This window comes from Rhizobium leucaenae USDA 9039 (assembly GCF_000426285.1).
GTDB lineage: Bacteria > Pseudomonadota > Alphaproteobacteria > Rhizobiales > Rhizobiaceae > Rhizobium > Rhizobium leucaenae.
Genome location: NZ_AUFB01000008.1, coordinates 188,532 through 205,966, shown reverse-complemented (window position 1 = coordinate 205,966; position 17,435 = coordinate 188,532). Strand labels below are relative to the sequence as shown.

At 60.9% G+C, this 17,435-nt stretch carries 14 protein-coding genes; 8 read left to right on the top strand and 6 right to left on the bottom strand.

What is annotated here, in order from left to right; all coding sequences use genetic code 11:
* The first annotated feature begins 85 nt into the window (after positions 1 to 85).
* The 6 genes from K290_RS0114880 (at position 86) to K290_RS0114855 (ending at position 7,339) form a co-directional block, all read left to right on the top strand.
* The gene (locus K290_RS0114880) at positions 86 to 1,093 is read left to right on the top strand and encodes an SDR family oxidoreductase (RefSeq protein WP_028752652.1); all 1,008 of its coding nucleotides are present in this window, start codon (positions 86 to 88) and stop codon (positions 1,091 to 1,093) included.
* A gap of 115 nt (positions 1,094 to 1,208) precedes the next feature.
* Positions 1,209 to 2,999: a thiamine pyrophosphate-requiring protein gene (locus K290_RS0114875; protein WP_028752651.1), complete on the top strand. Its 1,791-nt coding sequence runs from the start codon at positions 1,209 to 1,211 to the stop codon at positions 2,997 to 2,999.
* A 14-nt stretch (positions 3,000 to 3,013) separates the two neighbouring features.
* Positions 3,014 to 4,090, top strand: a complete 1,077-nt coding sequence (locus K290_RS0114870) for an enolase C-terminal domain-like protein (RefSeq protein ID WP_245276547.1) — start codon at positions 3,014 to 3,016, stop codon at positions 4,088 to 4,090.
* Between the two features lie 13 nt (positions 4,091 to 4,103).
* The gene (locus K290_RS34355) at positions 4,104 to 5,081 is read left to right on the top strand and encodes a hypothetical protein (protein WP_202595629.1); all 978 of its coding nucleotides are present in this window, start codon (positions 4,104 to 4,106) and stop codon (positions 5,079 to 5,081) included.
* Positions 5,056 to 5,703 (top strand): gluconate 2-dehydrogenase subunit 3 family protein, encoded by a 648-nt coding sequence (locus K290_RS0114860; protein ID WP_028752649.1) that lies wholly within the window; start codon positions 5,056 to 5,058, stop codon positions 5,701 to 5,703. Before K290_RS34355 ends, K290_RS0114860 begins: the two co-directional genes overlap by 26 nt.
* Complete coding sequence (locus K290_RS0114855; protein ID WP_028752648.1) at positions 5,687 to 7,339, top strand: GMC family oxidoreductase; 1,653 nt, start codon at positions 5,687 to 5,689, stop codon at positions 7,337 to 7,339. The genes K290_RS0114860 and K290_RS0114855 overlap by 17 nt, the downstream gene beginning before the upstream one ends.
* 29 nt (positions 7,340 to 7,368) lie before the next feature.
* Here the strand turns inward: K290_RS0114855 and K290_RS0114850 are convergent, their stop codons facing one another.
* The 4 genes from K290_RS0114850 to K290_RS0114835 are packed head-to-tail and all read right to left on the bottom strand — an operon-like array spanning position 7,369 to position 11,126.
* A complete protein-coding gene (locus tag K290_RS0114850; protein WP_028752647.1) occupies positions 7,369 to 8,577 on the bottom strand; it encodes an MFS transporter in 1,209 nt (402 codons plus the stop codon).
* The gene (locus K290_RS0114845; RefSeq protein ID WP_028752646.1) at positions 8,574 to 9,677 is read right to left on the bottom strand and encodes a flavin monoamine oxidase family protein; all 1,104 of its coding nucleotides are present in this window, start codon (positions 9,675 to 9,677) and stop codon (positions 8,574 to 8,576) included. Before K290_RS0114845 ends, K290_RS0114850 begins: the two co-directional genes overlap by 4 nt.
* 1 nt (position 9,678) lies before the next feature.
* Entirely contained in the window at positions 9,679 to 10,380 is a 702-nt protein-coding gene (locus K290_RS0114840) for a cupin domain-containing protein (protein ID WP_028752645.1), read from the bottom strand.
* 2 nt (positions 10,381 to 10,382) lie between these two features.
* Complete coding sequence (locus K290_RS0114835; protein ID WP_028752644.1) at positions 10,383 to 11,126, bottom strand: glucose 1-dehydrogenase; 744 nt, start codon at positions 11,124 to 11,126, stop codon at positions 10,383 to 10,385.
* Positions 11,127 to 11,247: 121 nt separating this feature from the next.
* On the opposite strand from K290_RS0114835, the gene K290_RS0114830 reads away from it, so the two are divergent.
* Entirely contained in the window at positions 11,248 to 12,159 is a 912-nt protein-coding gene (locus tag K290_RS0114830; RefSeq protein WP_028752643.1) for a LysR substrate-binding domain-containing protein, read from the top strand.
* A gap of 180 nt (positions 12,160 to 12,339) precedes the next feature.
* On the opposite strand, the gene K290_RS0114825 is transcribed toward K290_RS0114830, so the two are convergent.
* The gene (locus K290_RS0114825; protein ID WP_028752642.1) at positions 12,340 to 15,489 is read right to left on the bottom strand and encodes an efflux RND transporter permease subunit; all 3,150 of its coding nucleotides are present in this window, start codon (positions 15,487 to 15,489) and stop codon (positions 12,340 to 12,342) included.
* Positions 15,489 to 16,589, bottom strand: a complete 1,101-nt coding sequence (locus K290_RS0114820) for an efflux RND transporter periplasmic adaptor subunit (protein WP_172831007.1) — start codon at positions 16,587 to 16,589, stop codon at positions 15,489 to 15,491. Before K290_RS0114820 ends, K290_RS0114825 begins: the two co-directional genes overlap by 1 nt.
* A gap of 159 nt (positions 16,590 to 16,748) precedes the next feature.
* Between K290_RS0114820 and K290_RS0114815 the strand changes: the two genes are divergently transcribed.
* Positions 16,749 to 17,435 (top strand): response regulator, encoded by a 687-nt coding sequence (locus K290_RS0114815; protein WP_028752640.1) that lies wholly within the window; start codon positions 16,749 to 16,751, stop codon positions 17,433 to 17,435.

Here is a 17,435-nt window from a genome sequence, read left to right as displayed (position 1 = left end):
TAAGGGAATTACCGCTCGAATTCGGCTCGCCCCATTTCGAGGCCGCGCACGGGGAACTCTTGATCGCCCAAACCATTATTCAACAATGTCTACCCGCAACAATCATCCTGTCGTCGTCATCACCGGTGCTTCCGCCGGCGTCGGACGCGCTGTCGTGCGGCGGTTTTCCGGCGATGGAGCGAAGATAGCGTTGATCGCACGTGGTCGCGACGGCCTCGATGCCACCGCCCGCGAGGTGGAAGACGCTGGTGGGACCGCTCTCGTGTTGCCCTGCGACGTCGCGGATGCGAGCGCCATGGAACACGCGGCCGAAGCCACCGAAGATGCCCTTGGACCGATCGACATTTGGATCAATGTAGCCTTCGCCGGCATTCTTTCTCGCTTCGTCGACATCGCGCCGGAAGATTATCGGCGCGTAACGGATGTCACCTACCATGGCCAGGTCAACGGTACCCGCGCTGCGCTGAAGCGCATGCTGCCGCGCAACCGCGGTTCGATCGTGCTCACCGGCTCGGCGCTTGCCTATAGAGGCATTCCCCTACAGTCGGCCTATTGCGGCGCCAAACATGCGATCCAGGGTTTTCAGGATGCCTTGAGGGCAGAACTGTTTCACGCTCGAAGCCGCGTCCATATTTCGATGGTGCAACTGCCGGGCATCAACACGCCCCAATTCGATTGGATCAAGACCAATCTGCCCATGAAGCCAAAGCCCGCAAGTCCTCCCTACCAGCCGGAGGTCGCCGCCGAGGCAATCCATTTCGCAGCCTTTCATAAGCGTAAGCAGATCATGGTCGGCCTGCCGACCCTCGAAGCCATCTGGGGAGATCGTCTGGCCTCGCCGCTTCTCGATCATTACCTCGGCCGGACAGGGTTCAAGGGTCAGCAGGATGTGGAGCGAATAGCCTACGACCGCCAGGATAACCTGTGGCAACCGGTGCCCGGCGATCACGGTGCACATGGTCGCTTCGACGCCGAGGCTCGACGCTTCAGCCTGCAACTGCTCCTGACAATGAAACGCAACTGGCTGATTGCCGGTGTTTTGGCGGCAGGACTTGGCGTGCTTGCCTCGCGTCGAAACCGGGAACTGCAATAGAGAGTTTGGCGTCTCGACGAACAAGTTGCGGCTCTGCGACCTTTTGTCTTCGAACAGGAACATTCTCAACTTCGGACCGTTCGACGCACATTCGAATTTTCCAGGGAGCCGAAACATGGCGATGACGGTTGGCGATTTCATAGTAGGGCGCCTGCTGGAATGGGGCGTGCGTCGAATGTTCGGCTATCCCGGCGATGGCATCAACGGCATGTTCGGGGCACTGAACCGCGCAAAAGACAAGATTTCGTTCGTGCAAGCCCGGCACGAGGAAATGGCCGCATTCATGGCGTCCGCCTATGCCAAGTTTTCCGGTGAGCTCGGCGTCTGTATCGCCACCTCCGGCCCTGGCGCATCTCATCTGGTGACGGGGCTTTATGATGCCAGACTGGATCACCAACCGGTTCTGGCGATCGTCGGACAGCAAGCCCGCCGCGCCATCGGCGGTCACTATCAGCAGGAAGTCGACCTTGCCGCCCTGTTCAAGGACGTCGCGGGCGATTTCGTTCATCAAGCCGCGATGCCCGGACAGGTGCGGCATCTCGTTGACCGCGCAATAAGGATCGCTTTAGCCAACAGAACCGTCACGGCTATCATCCTGCCCAGCGACCTTCAGGAAATGCCCTACGAGGAGCCGCCTCGGAAGCATGGAACGATACATTCGGGGATCGGTTTCAGTCCGCCGCGCGTCGTCGCACACATCGAAGATCTCAAGGCTGCGGCGAATATTCTCAACCGTGGGAAAAAGGTTGCGATGCTTGTCGGCGCCGGCGCACTGAAGGCCACCGATGAGGTAATCAAGGTCGCAGACCGCCTCGGGGCCGGCGCCGCCAAGGCGCTTCTCGGAAAGGCTGTCTTGCCGGACGATCTTCCCTGGGTCACCGGGTCGATCGGCTTGCTTGGCACAAAGCCTTCCTGGGACCTGATGCGGGATTGCGACACGCTCCTAATGATCGGATCAGGCTTCCCCTACTCCGAATTTCTGCCCGAAGAAGGGCAGGCGAAAGCCGTTCAGATCGATATCGCCCCGAGCATGCTGTCACTGCGTTATCCGATGGACGTCAACCTTGTCGGCGATGCCGCCGAGACCCTCAAAGCTCTTTTGCCGCTCCTCAATCAAAAAGACGATGCGTGGCGCAAGCAAATCAAAAAGAATATCGCGGAGTGGTGGGACACGCTGAAAGAGCGCGCGCTTGTCGACGCAAATCCCGTCAATCCGCAACGCGTCACCTGGGAACTCTCCCCCCGCCTTCCCGAGCGGGTCATTCTCACCAGCGACTCAGGCTCCTGCGCCAACTGGTACGCGCGCGATCTCAAGATGAAGCGCGGCATGATGGCGTCCCTGTCGGGCGGGCTGGCATCGATGGGGGCGGCTGTACCCTATGCGATCGCCGCCAAATTTGCCCATCCTGATCGCCCGGTCATTGGTCTGGTCGGGGACGGCGCCATGCAGATGAACAACATGGCCGAATTGATCACGGCGGCAAAATACTGGCAGAACTGGACGGATCCGCGTTTCATCATCTGTGTCTTCAACAATGAAGACCTCAATCAGGTGACCTGGGAGCAGCGCGTCATGGAAGGCGATCCGAAGTTCGACGCGTCGCAGAAGATTCCGAACGTTCCTTATCACCGTTTCGCTGAGCTCATCGGCTTGAAAGGAATATATGTCGATCGCGCCGACAACGTCGGTCCTGCATGGGACGAAGCCTTGGCCGCCGAGCGTCCGGTCCTTCTCGAGGTAAAGACCGATCCGGAAGTGCCGCCGCTGCCGCCTCACATTACTTTCGAACAGATGCAGCACATCACCGAAGCTTTGATGAAGGGCGATCCGCACGAGGCCGGCATTATCAAAGGGACCGCGAAACAGCTCCTTCGTGCTCTTCTGCCCGGCGGAGAAGACAAGTGACGTCTGTTTCACCATTGATCGATCGCCTCGAATGCGCCGCTTATAAAATCCCCACCGATTTCCCGGAGGGAGACGGCACCTTCGAGTGGGATTCGACGACAATGGTCGTGGTCGAGATTTGGGCCGGCAGCCAACGCGGTATCGGATATACCTACGCAGACACTGCAGTCATCGATCTAATCGCGACGCTGAAAGACACGGTGATGGGGTCGGAATGTTTTGACATTCCCTCGATTCTCGAACGTCTGGCGATCAAGATTCGCAATTCCGGGCGATCTGGTATTGCCGCCTGCGCGATCTCGGCCATCGATACCGCATTATGGGATCTGAAGGCGCGCTGTTTGGATCTCCCGCTTTTTATGCTTTTGGGTGCTGTCCGCAAATTAATTCCCGTCTACGGGAGCGGTGGCTTCACGACATATTCGGATGAGCGCCTACGAGATCAACTTTCCGCCTGGATCGCTGAAAATGGCTGCCGCGCCGTAAAAATGAAGATCGGCGCAGACCACAAACGAGATCCCCAACGCATTACTGTCGCAAGGGATGCTATCGGCGAAGCCGAGCTTTTCATCGATGCGAACGGTGCCTTTACGCCCCAGGCGGCAGTGCGCTTCGCGTCGGTCATCAAGGGCGCTGGAGTGCGCTGGTTCGAGGAGCCCGTGAGTTCCGACGACGAAGCAGGTTTGAATTTTGTCCGCCATCGAACCCCGGCATCGATGGAAGTTGCCGCCGGCGAATATATCTACACGCTCGATGACGCTCGCCGTCTCATCGAAGCGAAAGCGGTCGATGTGTTGCAGGCGGATGTCACCCGATGCGGGGGGATCAGCGGCTTTTTGAAAATCAGCGCGTTATGTGAGGCTTTTCACACCGATTTATCCGGTCATTGTGCCCCGTCGGTTCATCTCCATGTCGCCACTTGCGCGGCTCGCTTGCGGCATCTGGAATGGTTTCACGATCATGTCCGTATCGAACAGATGCTTTTCGAGAGCGCCCCTGTAATCTCGGAAGGGACGATCGCGCCGGATCCGTCACGACCGGGAAATGGCCTCGAATTCAAGCGTCAGGACGCCGAAAAATTCAGGATCTGACGAGAGATCACCGATGAGACAACTCGTTCAATCTTTGGATGCGCCAAGTCGGCCCGCCGAATTCCCGCCGGTGCTGGCCGGCCTTGCGGAAGCTGTGGCGCGGCCGAGAGCATTGCAACACGTGCGGAAGGCACCGGCTCGTAGCAAAGATCTTGCACTCGTTGCGGGTCGACAGCTCAACGGTGCGGCCGCAATTTTGGCATTGGCGGTGTTGACGGACAGTGCCGTGGAGCACTATCGCGGCAGCTTTCAAAATAAGGTTATGTATGCGCCTCTTGCTGTTTCTTCCCTGGCGCTCCTTGCCAGCATAGCCGGCATTGCCGACCGCCAACCGAAGCGCCACCGCGCGCGTGGCATAATCTATGGAGTGGCTGGTGTCACCGGCTTAGCCGGTCTCGGCTTTCACGCCTATAATATTCTCAAACGTCCCGGCGGCCTGTCATGGCTCAACCTTTTCTATTCGGCTCCTATCGGAGCCCCCGCAGCGCTTCTATTGTCCGGCGGCTTCGGCAGGGCTGCCGAAAAGGTCCGCGACACACCCTCGGGCAAATTGCCAAGGATCATTGGTTTGCCCGCAGGTAAAATATTGACCGCCGCCGCTTTCATTGGACTGCTCGGGACCGTTTGCGAAGCTGCACTGTTGCACTTTCGAGGCGCGTTCCAAAACCGGGCAATGTATCTGCCTGTCACCATCCCGCCCACAGCGGCAATCCTGCTCAGCCGCTGTCTTTTTGCGACGGGCCGGAGCGCATCGCATTTGGCGCGCATCGCTCTGAAGATCACTGCGGCACTGGGTTTGGCTGGAGCCGGATTCCACGTCTACGGCGTTTCCCGCAACATGGGCGGATGGCGCAACTGGTCCCAGAATATTTTGAATGGGCCGCCGATCCCTGCGCCTCCGAGCTTCACCGGACTTGCCATTGCCGGGCTTGCCGCCCTGTCACTACTGGACATGGAGAGGAATCGTGAAGGATCGCTACCCCGGATATGACGTGATGCGCAAGCGAGACGGTGTGTCCTGGAACGACAAGACACGCGCGGTCGTCGAAGAGCGAATGGCCATCGATCCGGCCACGCCCAAGCATCTCAACGCGATCGAGTGGAGAACCTTGGCCGCCATCTGCGACCGCATCATTCCTCAGAATGCCCGTCGCGAAATTCCCGTGCCGATTGCCGCCATGATCGACAGCAAGCTTACCGAAGGAGCCTCCGAAGGATACAGGGACACCAAGCTGCCGCCGCTGGCAATTGCCTGGAAGCAGGGACTGGCGGCGATCGAAGATGAAGCAAAACGTCTCTCGACGCAGCCATTTGCGGATATCTCCGATCCTGAAAAAGATGCCTTGCTGAGCAATATATCCCACGGATTCGTCCGGTCGCCGCTTTGGTCAGGCGTTCCCGCTGATGCCTTCTTTTCCAAGCGCCTATTGCACGACATCGTTTCGGCCTATTACGCGTTTCCGGCGGCCTGGAATGAGATCGGTTTCGGGGGGCCGGCCAGTCCACGAGGATATGTGCGGCTTGGCTTTGACCGCCATGATCCTTGGGAGGCTTCGGAAGCAAAGCCCGGACAGGAACTTCAGGCAAGGCGCGAAAATGCCCGAATACGATGACCCGATGCAAACGCCGCGGGCGATCGGAGGCCGGGCACCGGACGTCTTCCGGCACGGCGGGTGGGTGCCGATGCGCGAATATAGCGATGACGAGCCCGTCGATTTCGCCATAGTCGGCACGGGCGCTGGCGGGGGCACCTTGGCATGTAAGCTGGCGGAATATGGTTTCTCCGTCATTGGGTTCGACGCCGGTCCCTACTTTCGGCCGCTTGAGGATTTCGCGTCCGACGAGACCCACCAGTCCAAGCTGTATTGGATGGACGAACGGCTGGTCGATGGCGAAAATCCGCTGCAACTCGGCGCCAACAATTCCGGCAAATCAGTCGGCGGATCGACGGTGCACTTCGCGATGGTCTCGCTGCGCTTTCGTCCCGAATGGTTCAAGTCGAAAACGCTGCTCGGCTACGGAGCCGATTGGCCGCTCGACTGGCGGGAAATGTGGTCCTACTACCGCGAAGTTGAGCTGGCGCTCGGCATATCCGGCCCCGTTCATTATCCCTGGGGGCCGAGCCGGCCACGCTATCCCTACCGACCCCATGAATTGAATGCTGCCGCTCTCGTCCTGGCTCAAGGCGCTGACGCCATGGGCATCAAATGGACGCCCACTCCAATAGCTACCTTGTCTGCCCCGCGGGGACCTGCGCCTCCCTGCGTCTATCGCGGAATGTGTGTGATCGGTTGTTCGACCAATGCCAAGCGCAGTGCTCTCGTCACCTGGATTCCAAGAGCACTTACGGCCGGAGCGGAGATCCGCGATCTTGCGATGGTCGGAAGGATCGAACACGACCAGGAAGGCCGGGTAACAGGCGTGCATTATCACCGCAACGGAAACTGGCGCTTTCAAAAGGCTCGCAATGTGGTCGTTGCAGGTTACGCCATCGAAACCCCGCGCCTGTTGTTGAACTCCAAGAGCTCGAAATACCCCCATGGGCTGGCAAACAGCTCCGGCCTGGTGGGAAAGAACTTGATGGTCCAGTCCAATCAGGCCGTATGGGGCACGAAAGAACAGGAAATCCGCTCGTATAAGGGCCCGCCGTCGCTCGCCATAACCGAACACTGGAACTACACGGATGAAGGAAAGGACTTCTTCGGCGGCTACTGTTACATGAGCCAGGGACCGCTTCCGATCGTCTGGGCGAACACCCTCGCGGCAAAGAGAGGGCTCTGGGGTCAGGCGCTGACCGACGAAATGGAGAAATACAACCATCAGGTCGGCCTGAAGATAGTGGGCGAATGCCTTCCGCAAGAGAGGAATCAGGTCACGTTGACCGACGCACGGGACCAATATGGCCTGCCGATCCCGCGCGTAACCTATTCCTATTGCGATAACGACAAGCGATTGATCCGCCATGCGCTGAATTTCATGGGCGCAGCCTTGTATGCAGCCGACGCGCACGACATTTGGGAGGAACTCGACGACACCTGCCATCTGCATGGCACCGCACGCATGGGAGACGATCCTCGGGCCAGTGTCGTTGACGCCGATTGCCGCTGCTGGGACATCGACAATCTTTGGATTTGCGATGGTTCGGTCTTTCCAACAGTGGGCGGCGTCAATCCTTCCCTTACAATCCAGGCCATTGCCTGCCGCACGGCAGACCGCATTCGTCTGCTGGCGAAGCGCGGCGAGCTCTAAGCGTTTTATCTGAATATTCGACCTCGCCTCTATCCATGGATCGGGCGAGCCGCACGCCAGACCAGTGGAACCAGAACCAGAGCCACGGCCGGAAGCACGATCCAGTTGATCGTTTCCCAACCTGAGCTGTGGAGAAGCGAACCGGCCGAGAACGACGCGCAGGCGACCGTCCCGAAGACGAGGAAGTCGTTTGCGCCCTGAACCTTGCTGCGCTCCGCAGGCGTGTGGGAGTCGGCCACCATGGCAGTCGCGCCGATGAAGCCGAAGTTCCAGCCGATCCCGAGCAGAACGAGCGCAATCCAAAAATGGGCAATGTCGAAGCCGGAGAGCGCGACCGCGGCCGAGCTACCGATGAGAAGGAGACCGACCGCCGCAACCCGCTCCTTGCCGAAGCGCACCATCAGGCGTCCGGTGACGAAACTCGGGGCATACATAGCAAGGATGTGCCATTGAATTCCCAACGCGGCCTGGTCGATAGAGTGACCATGCCCGACCATTGCGATCGGCGACGCAGTCATGACGAACGTCATCAGGCCATATGACACGACACCCGTTGCGATGGCGAGGAGATAGCGCGGCGATGTCAAAATCTGAAGTAGCGGCCGCTCCGCGACACCTTGCGGCCCTTGAATCTTGTGCGGCGACGATGTGCGAAGGAGCGAAAGGACCGGGAATGCCAGCGCGGCCAAGACAGCCTGGCTCACAAAGCTTCCAGCGAACGGCGTGCCGGGAAGTGCATCACGTGTCCAGATGACAAGCTGCGGACCGATGATTGCGGCGATCAAACCGCCGATCATGACTCGCGCGATCGCTTTCTGGCTCTGCGCTCCGGTCGTGTTGTCGGTCGCAGCGAACCGATAGCTCTGAACGTAGGAGGAGTAGAAGCCGGCGAGGCAGGTGCCAAGGCAGAAGATCAGGAAGCTGGAGAGAACGATCCCCATCGCCGCGATGAGGCCCGAAATCATGCCGATCGTCGAGCCCAACAGATAGCCGGTGCGTCGGCCGAAATGGCGCATGACGTAGGCCGCAGGCAGCGTGCCGAGCGCAAGGCCCAGGCTCAGCAGGCTGACGGGCAGAGTAATAAGCTCCGGATCAGGTGACAGATGCTGTCCCACCAGGCCACCAAGAGAGATGACGATCGGAGCATTGGCTCCGCCGAAGGCCTGCGCCACGGTCAAGACCCAGGAGTTGCGCCTTGCGATTCCCGGGTCTGCCGGGGCTTGATATATCAAGTTCATTGGGGATCCGTATTGGACAGGATGTCGGCGACCGCTCGACCGGCCGCGATGACCGCACCGGCGAGATAACCGGGTTCGGCAGGGCTAATTTCGCTTCCGGCCAGCCATAGGCGGCCTTTCCACGCGCCGGATACCCATGGAGAATGCCCCGACATGGGATGCCCGCCACTTACACGATCTGCGGCAGTGGCTGTCAGCGGATCGGCTGCCCAGTCCTTGAACAGAACCGCCCGCGGTTTGAGCGCATCGGAGCCGAAAAGCTTGGCAAGCTGTGCAATGCAAGCTTGTTTCAACATTTCCTCGCCGAGCGCAGCGCGCTGATCCGCACCGACACCGAGAAAGCCGAAGAGGGCCGCCTTGCCCGAGGCGGTCGTCGCATCATGGATTTCCATCAGCGGCCCCACCATGCTCTGAGCGGTGCCAGAAAGTCCAGCGGCTCGCCAGAACGGCTCATCATATATGGCGAAAAACTTCGCATGCGGAGCCATCCACGTCGGAGTATTGCGCCACCGGGCAGCGGTCGCCTGCTCTTGTTCGGGGCTGAAAGTTACGGTCGCTTCCAGCAGCCGCGGCGGGAGTGCGGCAACAACCTGCTCGGACCGGAGGCGATCGACTTGGCCATCGCTTCTTTCCAGCGTGAGCTCAATCCCGGCATCGGATAAGGCCATCGCCGTCACCTTTGCATCGAGAAGGATTCTGTCGGCCGGTATGTCCCGAGCCAGGGCGCGCACCGCCGCCGCAGCACCGCCGGAGAGCCTCATCGACGACTGTTCCTGCATTGCGGCCATATAGCGCTGTGGCTTTTCCCGAGACATCCGTTCGAACACCACGTCTCCCTCGCCGTTCTGCGGGAAGGACTGCAGGCCAAGTTCGCCGACGAGCGTCTCCATAGGCGGCTGCATCTGCGGCCAGTACCATGAAGGACCTAGGTCGAACCCGTCATCCGTCGGCGTGCCGGATTCATCGGCCGTCAGAATACGTTCGCCCAGCCGGTTTCTGGCTTCTACAACTGCCACGTCGGCGCCAGAAGCATGAAGCGCGCGTGCTACATACAATCCGGCGAGGCCCGCTCCCACGATGGCTATTCTGCAAGCTTTCATTTCACTTGTCCTTGTGCGCTTCGGAACCGTCAAAGACGCATACGTCATCATGAAGGAGAGGAGCCAACTGATACCAGACCCGCACACCGTCTTGTCCGACGCGAGCACGAAATCGTTGCCCCGGAGGGAGGCGCAGCCAAGACCAGCGCTCGAGCGCATCACCCGCTTCGGTCAAGGAGCCGTCGATCACCAATAGCTCGAGCCCCTGCGGATTGGCCAGCTCGATATCGGCGTTTGCCTGCCAGTCCTCAAGCATCACATGCTCGCCCGCGCCCTCGAAAAGAATCCTCGAAGATATGACCCCGTTGCGAAGCTCGGCTGCCCCACCTTCACCGGGCAGCCGGACAATCCCTTCGCGATCGTTTTGCTTGAACTGCCAGAGCTTCACAAGGATCACACACCCCTCCTCGCTTCCGGGTGCATGCCCGGTTCCTGGGGGATTTCGAACATAGGTGCCGGCCGGGAAGTTGCCGCTCTCGTCCTGGAATACGCCGTCCAGAACAAGAAATTCTTCGCCGCCCGGGTGCTCGTGATGCGAAAAACGGCTGCCGGCAGCGTAGCGCACGATGGAAGTGGCGCGGGCCTTCTCGCCACCGATCCGAAATAGCATCCGCCGGTCCACGCCTGCCACGGGGCTTGGCAGCCATTCGAGCCGGGCAGCATGGACGATAGCGCGCCCTGAGAGGTCGTCATTGAGTAACATGTTCAAAGCTCCGATCTGCCGCCGTCGACAACGATTTCAGTGCCGAGCATGTAACTCGACGCGTCACTGGCCAGGAAGAGGACGGCGCACGCGATTTCCTCCGGCCTGCCCATGCGCCCGATCGGCACCTGCGCGCCGACCCGGTCGGCATAAGCGCGGAACTCTTCCTCGCTCTGGTTCTTTCCGCGGTGGATCGGCGTTTCGATCGAGCCGGGACTGACGGCGTTCACCCGGATCTTGCGGTCGATCAGTTCGGCCGACATTGTCCGTGCGAAGGAACGAACGGCCGCCTTCGAAGCGGAGAGGATCGCACGTCCAGGCATACCAACCTGGTTCAGCCAGGAGGTATTGAGGACGATGGAGCCGCCGTCGCGCATGAGCGGAAGCACTGCCTGCACGGTAAAGAAGACACTTTTCACATTTGCATCCATGATCCTATGATACGTTTCCTCGTCGGCCGTCGCGAGCGGCGTAGCGAGCGCAATGCCCGCATTGGCGAACAGGATATCCAGCGATCCGAACGCCTCCTGCAGCGTCCCTCTCATCCGGCTTAGATCGTCGAGCGAGGAGACGTCGGCCTGGATCGCAAGAGCCTCACCGCCGAGTTCGGCGATTGCGCGATGAAGTTTTTCCGACGACCGGCCGGCGACAGCAACGCGCGCGCCATTGTCACGCAGCGCCTTGGCCGCCGCCAGACCAATTCCGCTCGAACCGCCCGTAACGAGCGCCGTTTTTCCATGAAGCATGAGTGCCACTCCTGTTGCTGGCCGATATATGCGACCTTCAGCATTGTCTTGACGAGGCAAACGAGCCATACCGGATAGAAAGAAAATCTCTGTCGCTCGATGAAGCGCGGAAGCGGACATCATGAGAAACCTTGCGAGACTAAAATCTCTTCAGGCTCTTGAAGCCGCGGCACGACACGGCAGTTTCGTCGGCGCGGCAACGGAGCTGGACGTCACACCCCCTGCGGTCGGCCAGCTCGTGCGCTCGCTGGAAGACTGGGTCGGCTATCCTCTGTTCCGCCGAAGCCGGTCGGGCACGGAGCGCCTGACGCCGATAGACGAGGCGCAGGATGCACTCGGGGATATCGCTCAAGGACTTGATCTTCTGGAGGCTGGGCCGAAGAAGCTCAGAGGCCGAAAGGCCCGTTCGGTCGTTGTCGTGACGGCGTCTCAGGCTTTGGTCGCCAACTGGCTTCTTGCCCGGCTCGACGAGTTTTCGACGAACTACCCGACCATCGATGTCCGCCTCGACGTCTCGGATCGCGTGATCGATCTGGCGCAAGGCGAAGCGGATATCGGAATTAGGTGCGGCCTCGGCTCCTGGAAAGGCGTGAGGTCAACCTTTCTGATGGGCGAGGAGATCATCGCGGTTTGCCATAACCGGCTGCTGCCGCAGGATCAGGACGTAACGTCCGGCTGGATCGCCGAACAGACGCTGATTCATGATGGAACGCCTCATCCGGGCGGCGACTTTCCCACATGGGCGGAGTGGCTGGCCAAAGCCGGCGCAAATCAGGCGCCGGCCGACCGCGGGCTGAAGATCAATTCCACGGCCGCCGTGATCCAGGCGGCCGTTGCCGCGAGGGGCGTCGCCCTTGTGCGCAAAGCCCTCGTAGCGCAGGAACTGGATAGTGGAAGACTGGTCCATCTCCTTCCGGAAGTCCGCTGGCCTGTGAAGTGGGCCTATTACGTCGCCGCCTCACCGAAGGCGTTGCGCCGGTATGAGGTTGCGGCCTTTCATGACTGGCTCGCAGGTCGCGAGCCCCGGCCGTAATCGCCTGGAAGTTCATTGATGTCTCCGTCGGACGGCAGGACGCGCAAGCGGCAGGACGCCGCCTGCGGGGGGTACACGTCCCGCGGCCTCGTTCCCGGGGGGAGGAACGCGACCGAAGAGGTTGCCACGAGCATTGGCAGGCATTGTCGATGCTCGGACCAATGACTTGCCGAAACGGGATCATCTGTGGCCGCGAACTTGCTTCCGATCAGACTTGAAAGCGATCGCCTCACGGTCATTGGATGCCTGCGGCGCCTGGTCATCGGCACTAGGGCTGAGCCCCACCCGCCGCAGAAACCGCTTGAGCACCTGTTCCAGATCATCGACGAAGGTGAAGATGACGGGAATGACGATCAGGCTGAGCAGCGTCGACATCAGAACGCCGCCGATCACAACGATCGCCATCGGCTGCCGGAAGCTGGAATCCCCGCCCGTCAGGCTGAGCGCGACCGGAAGCATGCCGGAGGCCATCGCTATGGTGGTCATGACGATCGGCCGCGCCCGCTTGTGGCAGGCATCGACGAGTGCATCGAACCGGGACATGCCCCGGCGAAGCGACATGATCGCATATTCGATCAGTAGGATGGAGTTCTTCGTCACAACGCCCATCAGCATGAGCAGCCCGATGACGGCCGCCATCGAGAAACTGGTTCCGGTCAGCACGAGTGGCACCAGCGCGCCGCCGAGCGAGAGCGGCAGGGCCATCAGCAGCGTGAGCGGCTGCAGGAAATCATGGAAGAGCAGGACGAGCACGGCATAGATGCAAAACACGCCGATCGCCATCGCAAGACCGAAGCTCTGAAACAGCTCGGAGCTGCGCTGCAATTCGCCCTGTTCCACAAGGGTGACGCCCGGCGGCAGGTGCTGCAATGCCGGCAGCGCCTGGGCCTCGCGGTTGACATCGCCCAGAATGCGGCCGTTGAGTTCGACCGAGACCGTGACATTGCGCATCCGGTCGATGCGGTCGATCTCCGAAGGGCTGCCGCCGATGCGGATATCGGCAATCGATCCGAGATCGACGTTGCCATTGGTGCCGGCCACCCGCATGGTCTTGATGTCATCTAGACTGGTGCGCGTTTCCGGCGAGAAGCGGACGACGATCGGGATCTGCCGCTGTGGCAGGTTGAGCTTCGGCAAATCGGAGGAATATTCTCCATTCGTCGCCACGCGCACGGCACTGGCGATGGCATTCGACGTTACCCCGAGTGCCGCGGCGCGGGCGAAGTCGGGGCTTATCTGAATTTCTGGCGCTTGCCTCGCCGCCGTCGATGTCACCGCGCCGATGCCCTGCAGCGTCCGAAGCTGCTCCTCGAGCGCCGTGCTGGCGCTGTCGAGCGCGTTGGCATCATCGCTGGCAAGGGTGATATCGAGCTTGGTGCCATTGCCACCGCTACCGACCGCCACACGCACTCCGGGGAGGACGGAAAGTACCTGCCGAATATCGTTTTCGATTTCCGACTGCTTGCGGTCGCGCCCATCAATCGGCGTCAGCACGACGACGACCGTTGCGGAGCCGACATCGCTCGTCGTGTTGCTGTCCGGCCCGCCGCCGGAGGAGGTCGAACCGACCGAGGAGAAGACATGCGTGACGTCGCGCAGCTTGCCGACGATATCCGCAGCCTTGCGGGTCATTGCATCCGTCTGCTCGATGGTGGCGCCGGGTTGCATGGTGAGCGTTACCTGGGTGCGCGCATCGTCCGAAGCAGGCAAAAAGCCCGATTTCAGCAAGGGAATGGTGGCGAGCGAAAGCGCCACGACGACGGCGGTTGCGGCAATCGTGGTCTTCCGGTGCTTCAGAGCCGCCTTGGCGATCGTCATATAGGCGCGCATGATGCGCCCATCCTTCTCCTCTTTCGGATGCGCCTTCATGAAATAGGCTGCCATCATAGGCGTCAGCAGACGCGCTACCACGAGCGAGGCAAGCACCGCGACGGAGGCGGTGATGCCGAACTGGCGGAAGATGAGGCCCGGTATGCCGCTCATGAAGGCCGTGGGCAGGAAGACGGCGACCAGCGTGAAGGTGGTCGCGATGACGGCAAGCCCGATCTCGTTGGCCGCTTCCATCGCCGCATCGATCGGCCGTTTGCCCATCTGCAGGTGGCGCGCGATGTTCTCGATCTCGACGATGGCGTCGTCGACGAGGATGCCGACCACCAGCGACAGCGCAAGCAGCGTGACGATATTCAGGCTGAAGCCGGCGAGATACATGACCAGGAAAGTCGGTATGACCGACAGAGGCAGCGCCACTGCCGAGAGAATCGTCGCGCGCCAGTCCCGAAGGAACAGCCAGACGACCACGATCGCCAGGATCGCCCCTTCGAAGAGCATGTGCATCGAGCCGTCATAATTATCGATAATCGGCCCGATCGTGCTGTAGGCCTCATCGATCTGCACATTCGGATGGGCGGCTGCGAATTGCTTGATCGCCTTGCCGACGTCAGACGCGACGCCGCTGTCCGAAAAGCCGTTCGAACGCTTGATCTCGACCGCGATCACCGGCTTGCCGTCGAGATAGGCCATCGAGGAACGATCCGCGAAGCTGTCCTTGACCGAGGCGATGTCGTCAAGGCGGGCCTGCTGGCCGTTGGCCAGGGGGATCCGTAGCCCCTTCAGTGCTTCGACCGATGGCAGGGCGCCCAGCGTGCGCAAGGTCTGGCGGTTGCCGCCGACTTCGCCAAGGCCGCCGGACGTATCGGCCTGCACGGCCTTTAGCTGCGACGACACGGTGGCCGCGGTGACGCCGACCGATGCCATGGTCTTGGGGTCGAGATCGACATGAACCTCACGGTCGACCCCGCCGATGCGATTGACCTGCCCGACGCCCTGCACCGACAGCAGCGCCTTGGTCAGATCATTGTCGACAAACCAGGAAAGTTCGGTCTCGTTGAGAGCGGTCGAGCGGATGGCATAGGTGACGAGCGCGGAGCTCTGCACCGTGACCTTGGTGACACTCGGAGACTCCATCTGCGAGGGCAGATCGGCCTTGACGCTGTCGACGGCGTTGCGAACCTCGTTGAGGGCCGTTTCGCTGTCCTTCTCCAGCTTGAAGGAAACCTTGATCGAGACAGTGCCGTCGGTGATCGTCGTGGTGATGTGGTCGAGATAGCTGAGAGCTGCGAGGCTATCCTCGATGGTGCGGGCGACCTCAGTCTCGAGCTGTGTCGGCGCTGCGCCGTCGAGTGTGGCGGTGACAGTGACGGTCGGCAGGTCCATATCGGGAAAATTCTGAACCGGCAGATGCCTGAAGGCCAACAGCCCGCCGACGGCAAGCATGACAAACAGCAGGATCGCCGGGACAGGGTTGCGGATCGAGAAGGCGGAGAAGTTCATCAGTTCGCCTCCGCAATCTTCACAAGGTCATTATCGGACAGAAAGGCGCCACCCGACGTCACGACCTTCGCCGACCGGTCGATGCCGGAGATGATCTCGACCTCGCCGTTGTTGCGTCGGCCGGTTTCTACGCGGGCCCGTCGCACCCGCTTGTCCTCGCCGGCGGTGAAGACATAGCTGATGCCATCCCGGAACACGATTGCCGTCTCGGGAACGGTGAGCGCCGGTGTGGTCTGCAGGTCGATATTGCCAGTAACATAAAGGCCAACCCGCGGACGAACGTCGGCCGGCAGCGCGACATAGACGATCGCCCGGCTGGTATCGGTGCTGACCGAGGGTCCGACAAGCCGCACTTTGCCGGCAATGGCGTGGCCGTCCGGTCCGTTGACCGCAACGCTCAGGCCTTCCGAAATGCGCGGCAGATAACGCGCCGATACTTCGGCCTGCCATTCGACACGCTGCTGGCGCACCATGCGGAACAGCTCGGTGCCGGTGGAGACGACGGCGCCGAGGTCGGCCGAACGCGAGGTTATGAGGCCATCGTCGACCGCAGTGATGGTCGTCTGCGCTAGCTTGATCTTTTCGCCGTCGAGCGCTGCTTCCTCCGATGTCAGGCTTGCCGTCGCCGTCTGCTCATCGGCGAAATATTCGGTGATTTTCTCAGCGGAGAGAGCGCCGGAGGAGCGAAGCTGCCGCGCACGATCCGCATCGGCCGTGGCTTTGGCGAGTTTCGCCTTGGCGGTGACAACAGCCGCCTCCTGTTTGCGAAGGTCTGCCAGTACGCTGTCCTGCGAAAGCCGGGCCAGCGTCTGCCCTTTCGTGACCACCGAGCCGACATCGACCAGAACTTCGGTGATGCGCAGGCCGCTCGTTTCGGAGGCGATGATTGCTTCCTGCCAGGGCTTCAACCAGCCGCTCGCGGGAACGGTCTCCGGCCAATCCCGTTGCGCCGGCGTTGTCAGAGAGACCGTGAGCGCGGGTGCGGCAGCCTGTTCCGCCGCGGCATTGCGGAGCGGGAAAAGAAGCGCAGCCGCGACGAATGCGGCGGCGAATATCATGAATGGCTTTTTCAACGATGCATTCCTTGCGAGTTCCGGCATGGGCGCAGGCTATTCCCGCCGCGCGACCGATGCCGCCACGTCGATCAGTAGCCGGGCGAACGTTAAGTGCCGTCAAGTTAGTGTTAAGCTGGGTAAAACTTCGCCCTGCCCCTGCATTTGTACGGTATGAATCGCTGATAGGAATGACAGGTAACGTGAATGAACAAGGTTCTTCTCATCGACGACGACGTCGAGCTGACGACGCTTCTTCAGGAATATCTGACCGAGGAAGGATATGAGGTCGTAACAGAGACGGATGGCCGTGCCGCCATTGCCGCTGCCGCCGGCAATACGGTCGACATCATCGTACTCGACATCATGATGCCCCGGATGAACGGGATTGAGGTTCTGCAGCGAATCCGGAAGCTGAGCCAGGTCCCCGTGCTGATGCTGACGGCGAGAGGCGATGACATCGACCGGATTTCGGGCTTGAACCTCGGCGCCGACGACTATGTCCCGAAACCTTGCTCCCCGGGTGAGCTTGCGGCACGCTTACGGGCGATCCTGCGACGGGCCGGCCAAGCTGCAACCGGCGCGTCGACCGATACGCTAAGAGCAGGCCAGCTCGTCATCCATTCGGGCAGCAGAACCGCCGAGTGGCGCGGCGAGGCTTTGGATCTGACCGGCACCGAATTCAGCCTCCTCGAAGTCCTCGCCCGCGGCGCTGGCCAGCTCGTGTCGAAGCAGGATATTTCGAAACGGGCTTTCGGAAAGCCGCTGACACCGTTCGACCGCCGCATAGACGTCCATATCAGCAGCGTTCGCCAGAAGCTCGGGTTGCGGGAGGACGGACAATCCTGGATTCAGTCCGTGCGCGGCCAGGGCTATCAACTTCTCGTGGATTGA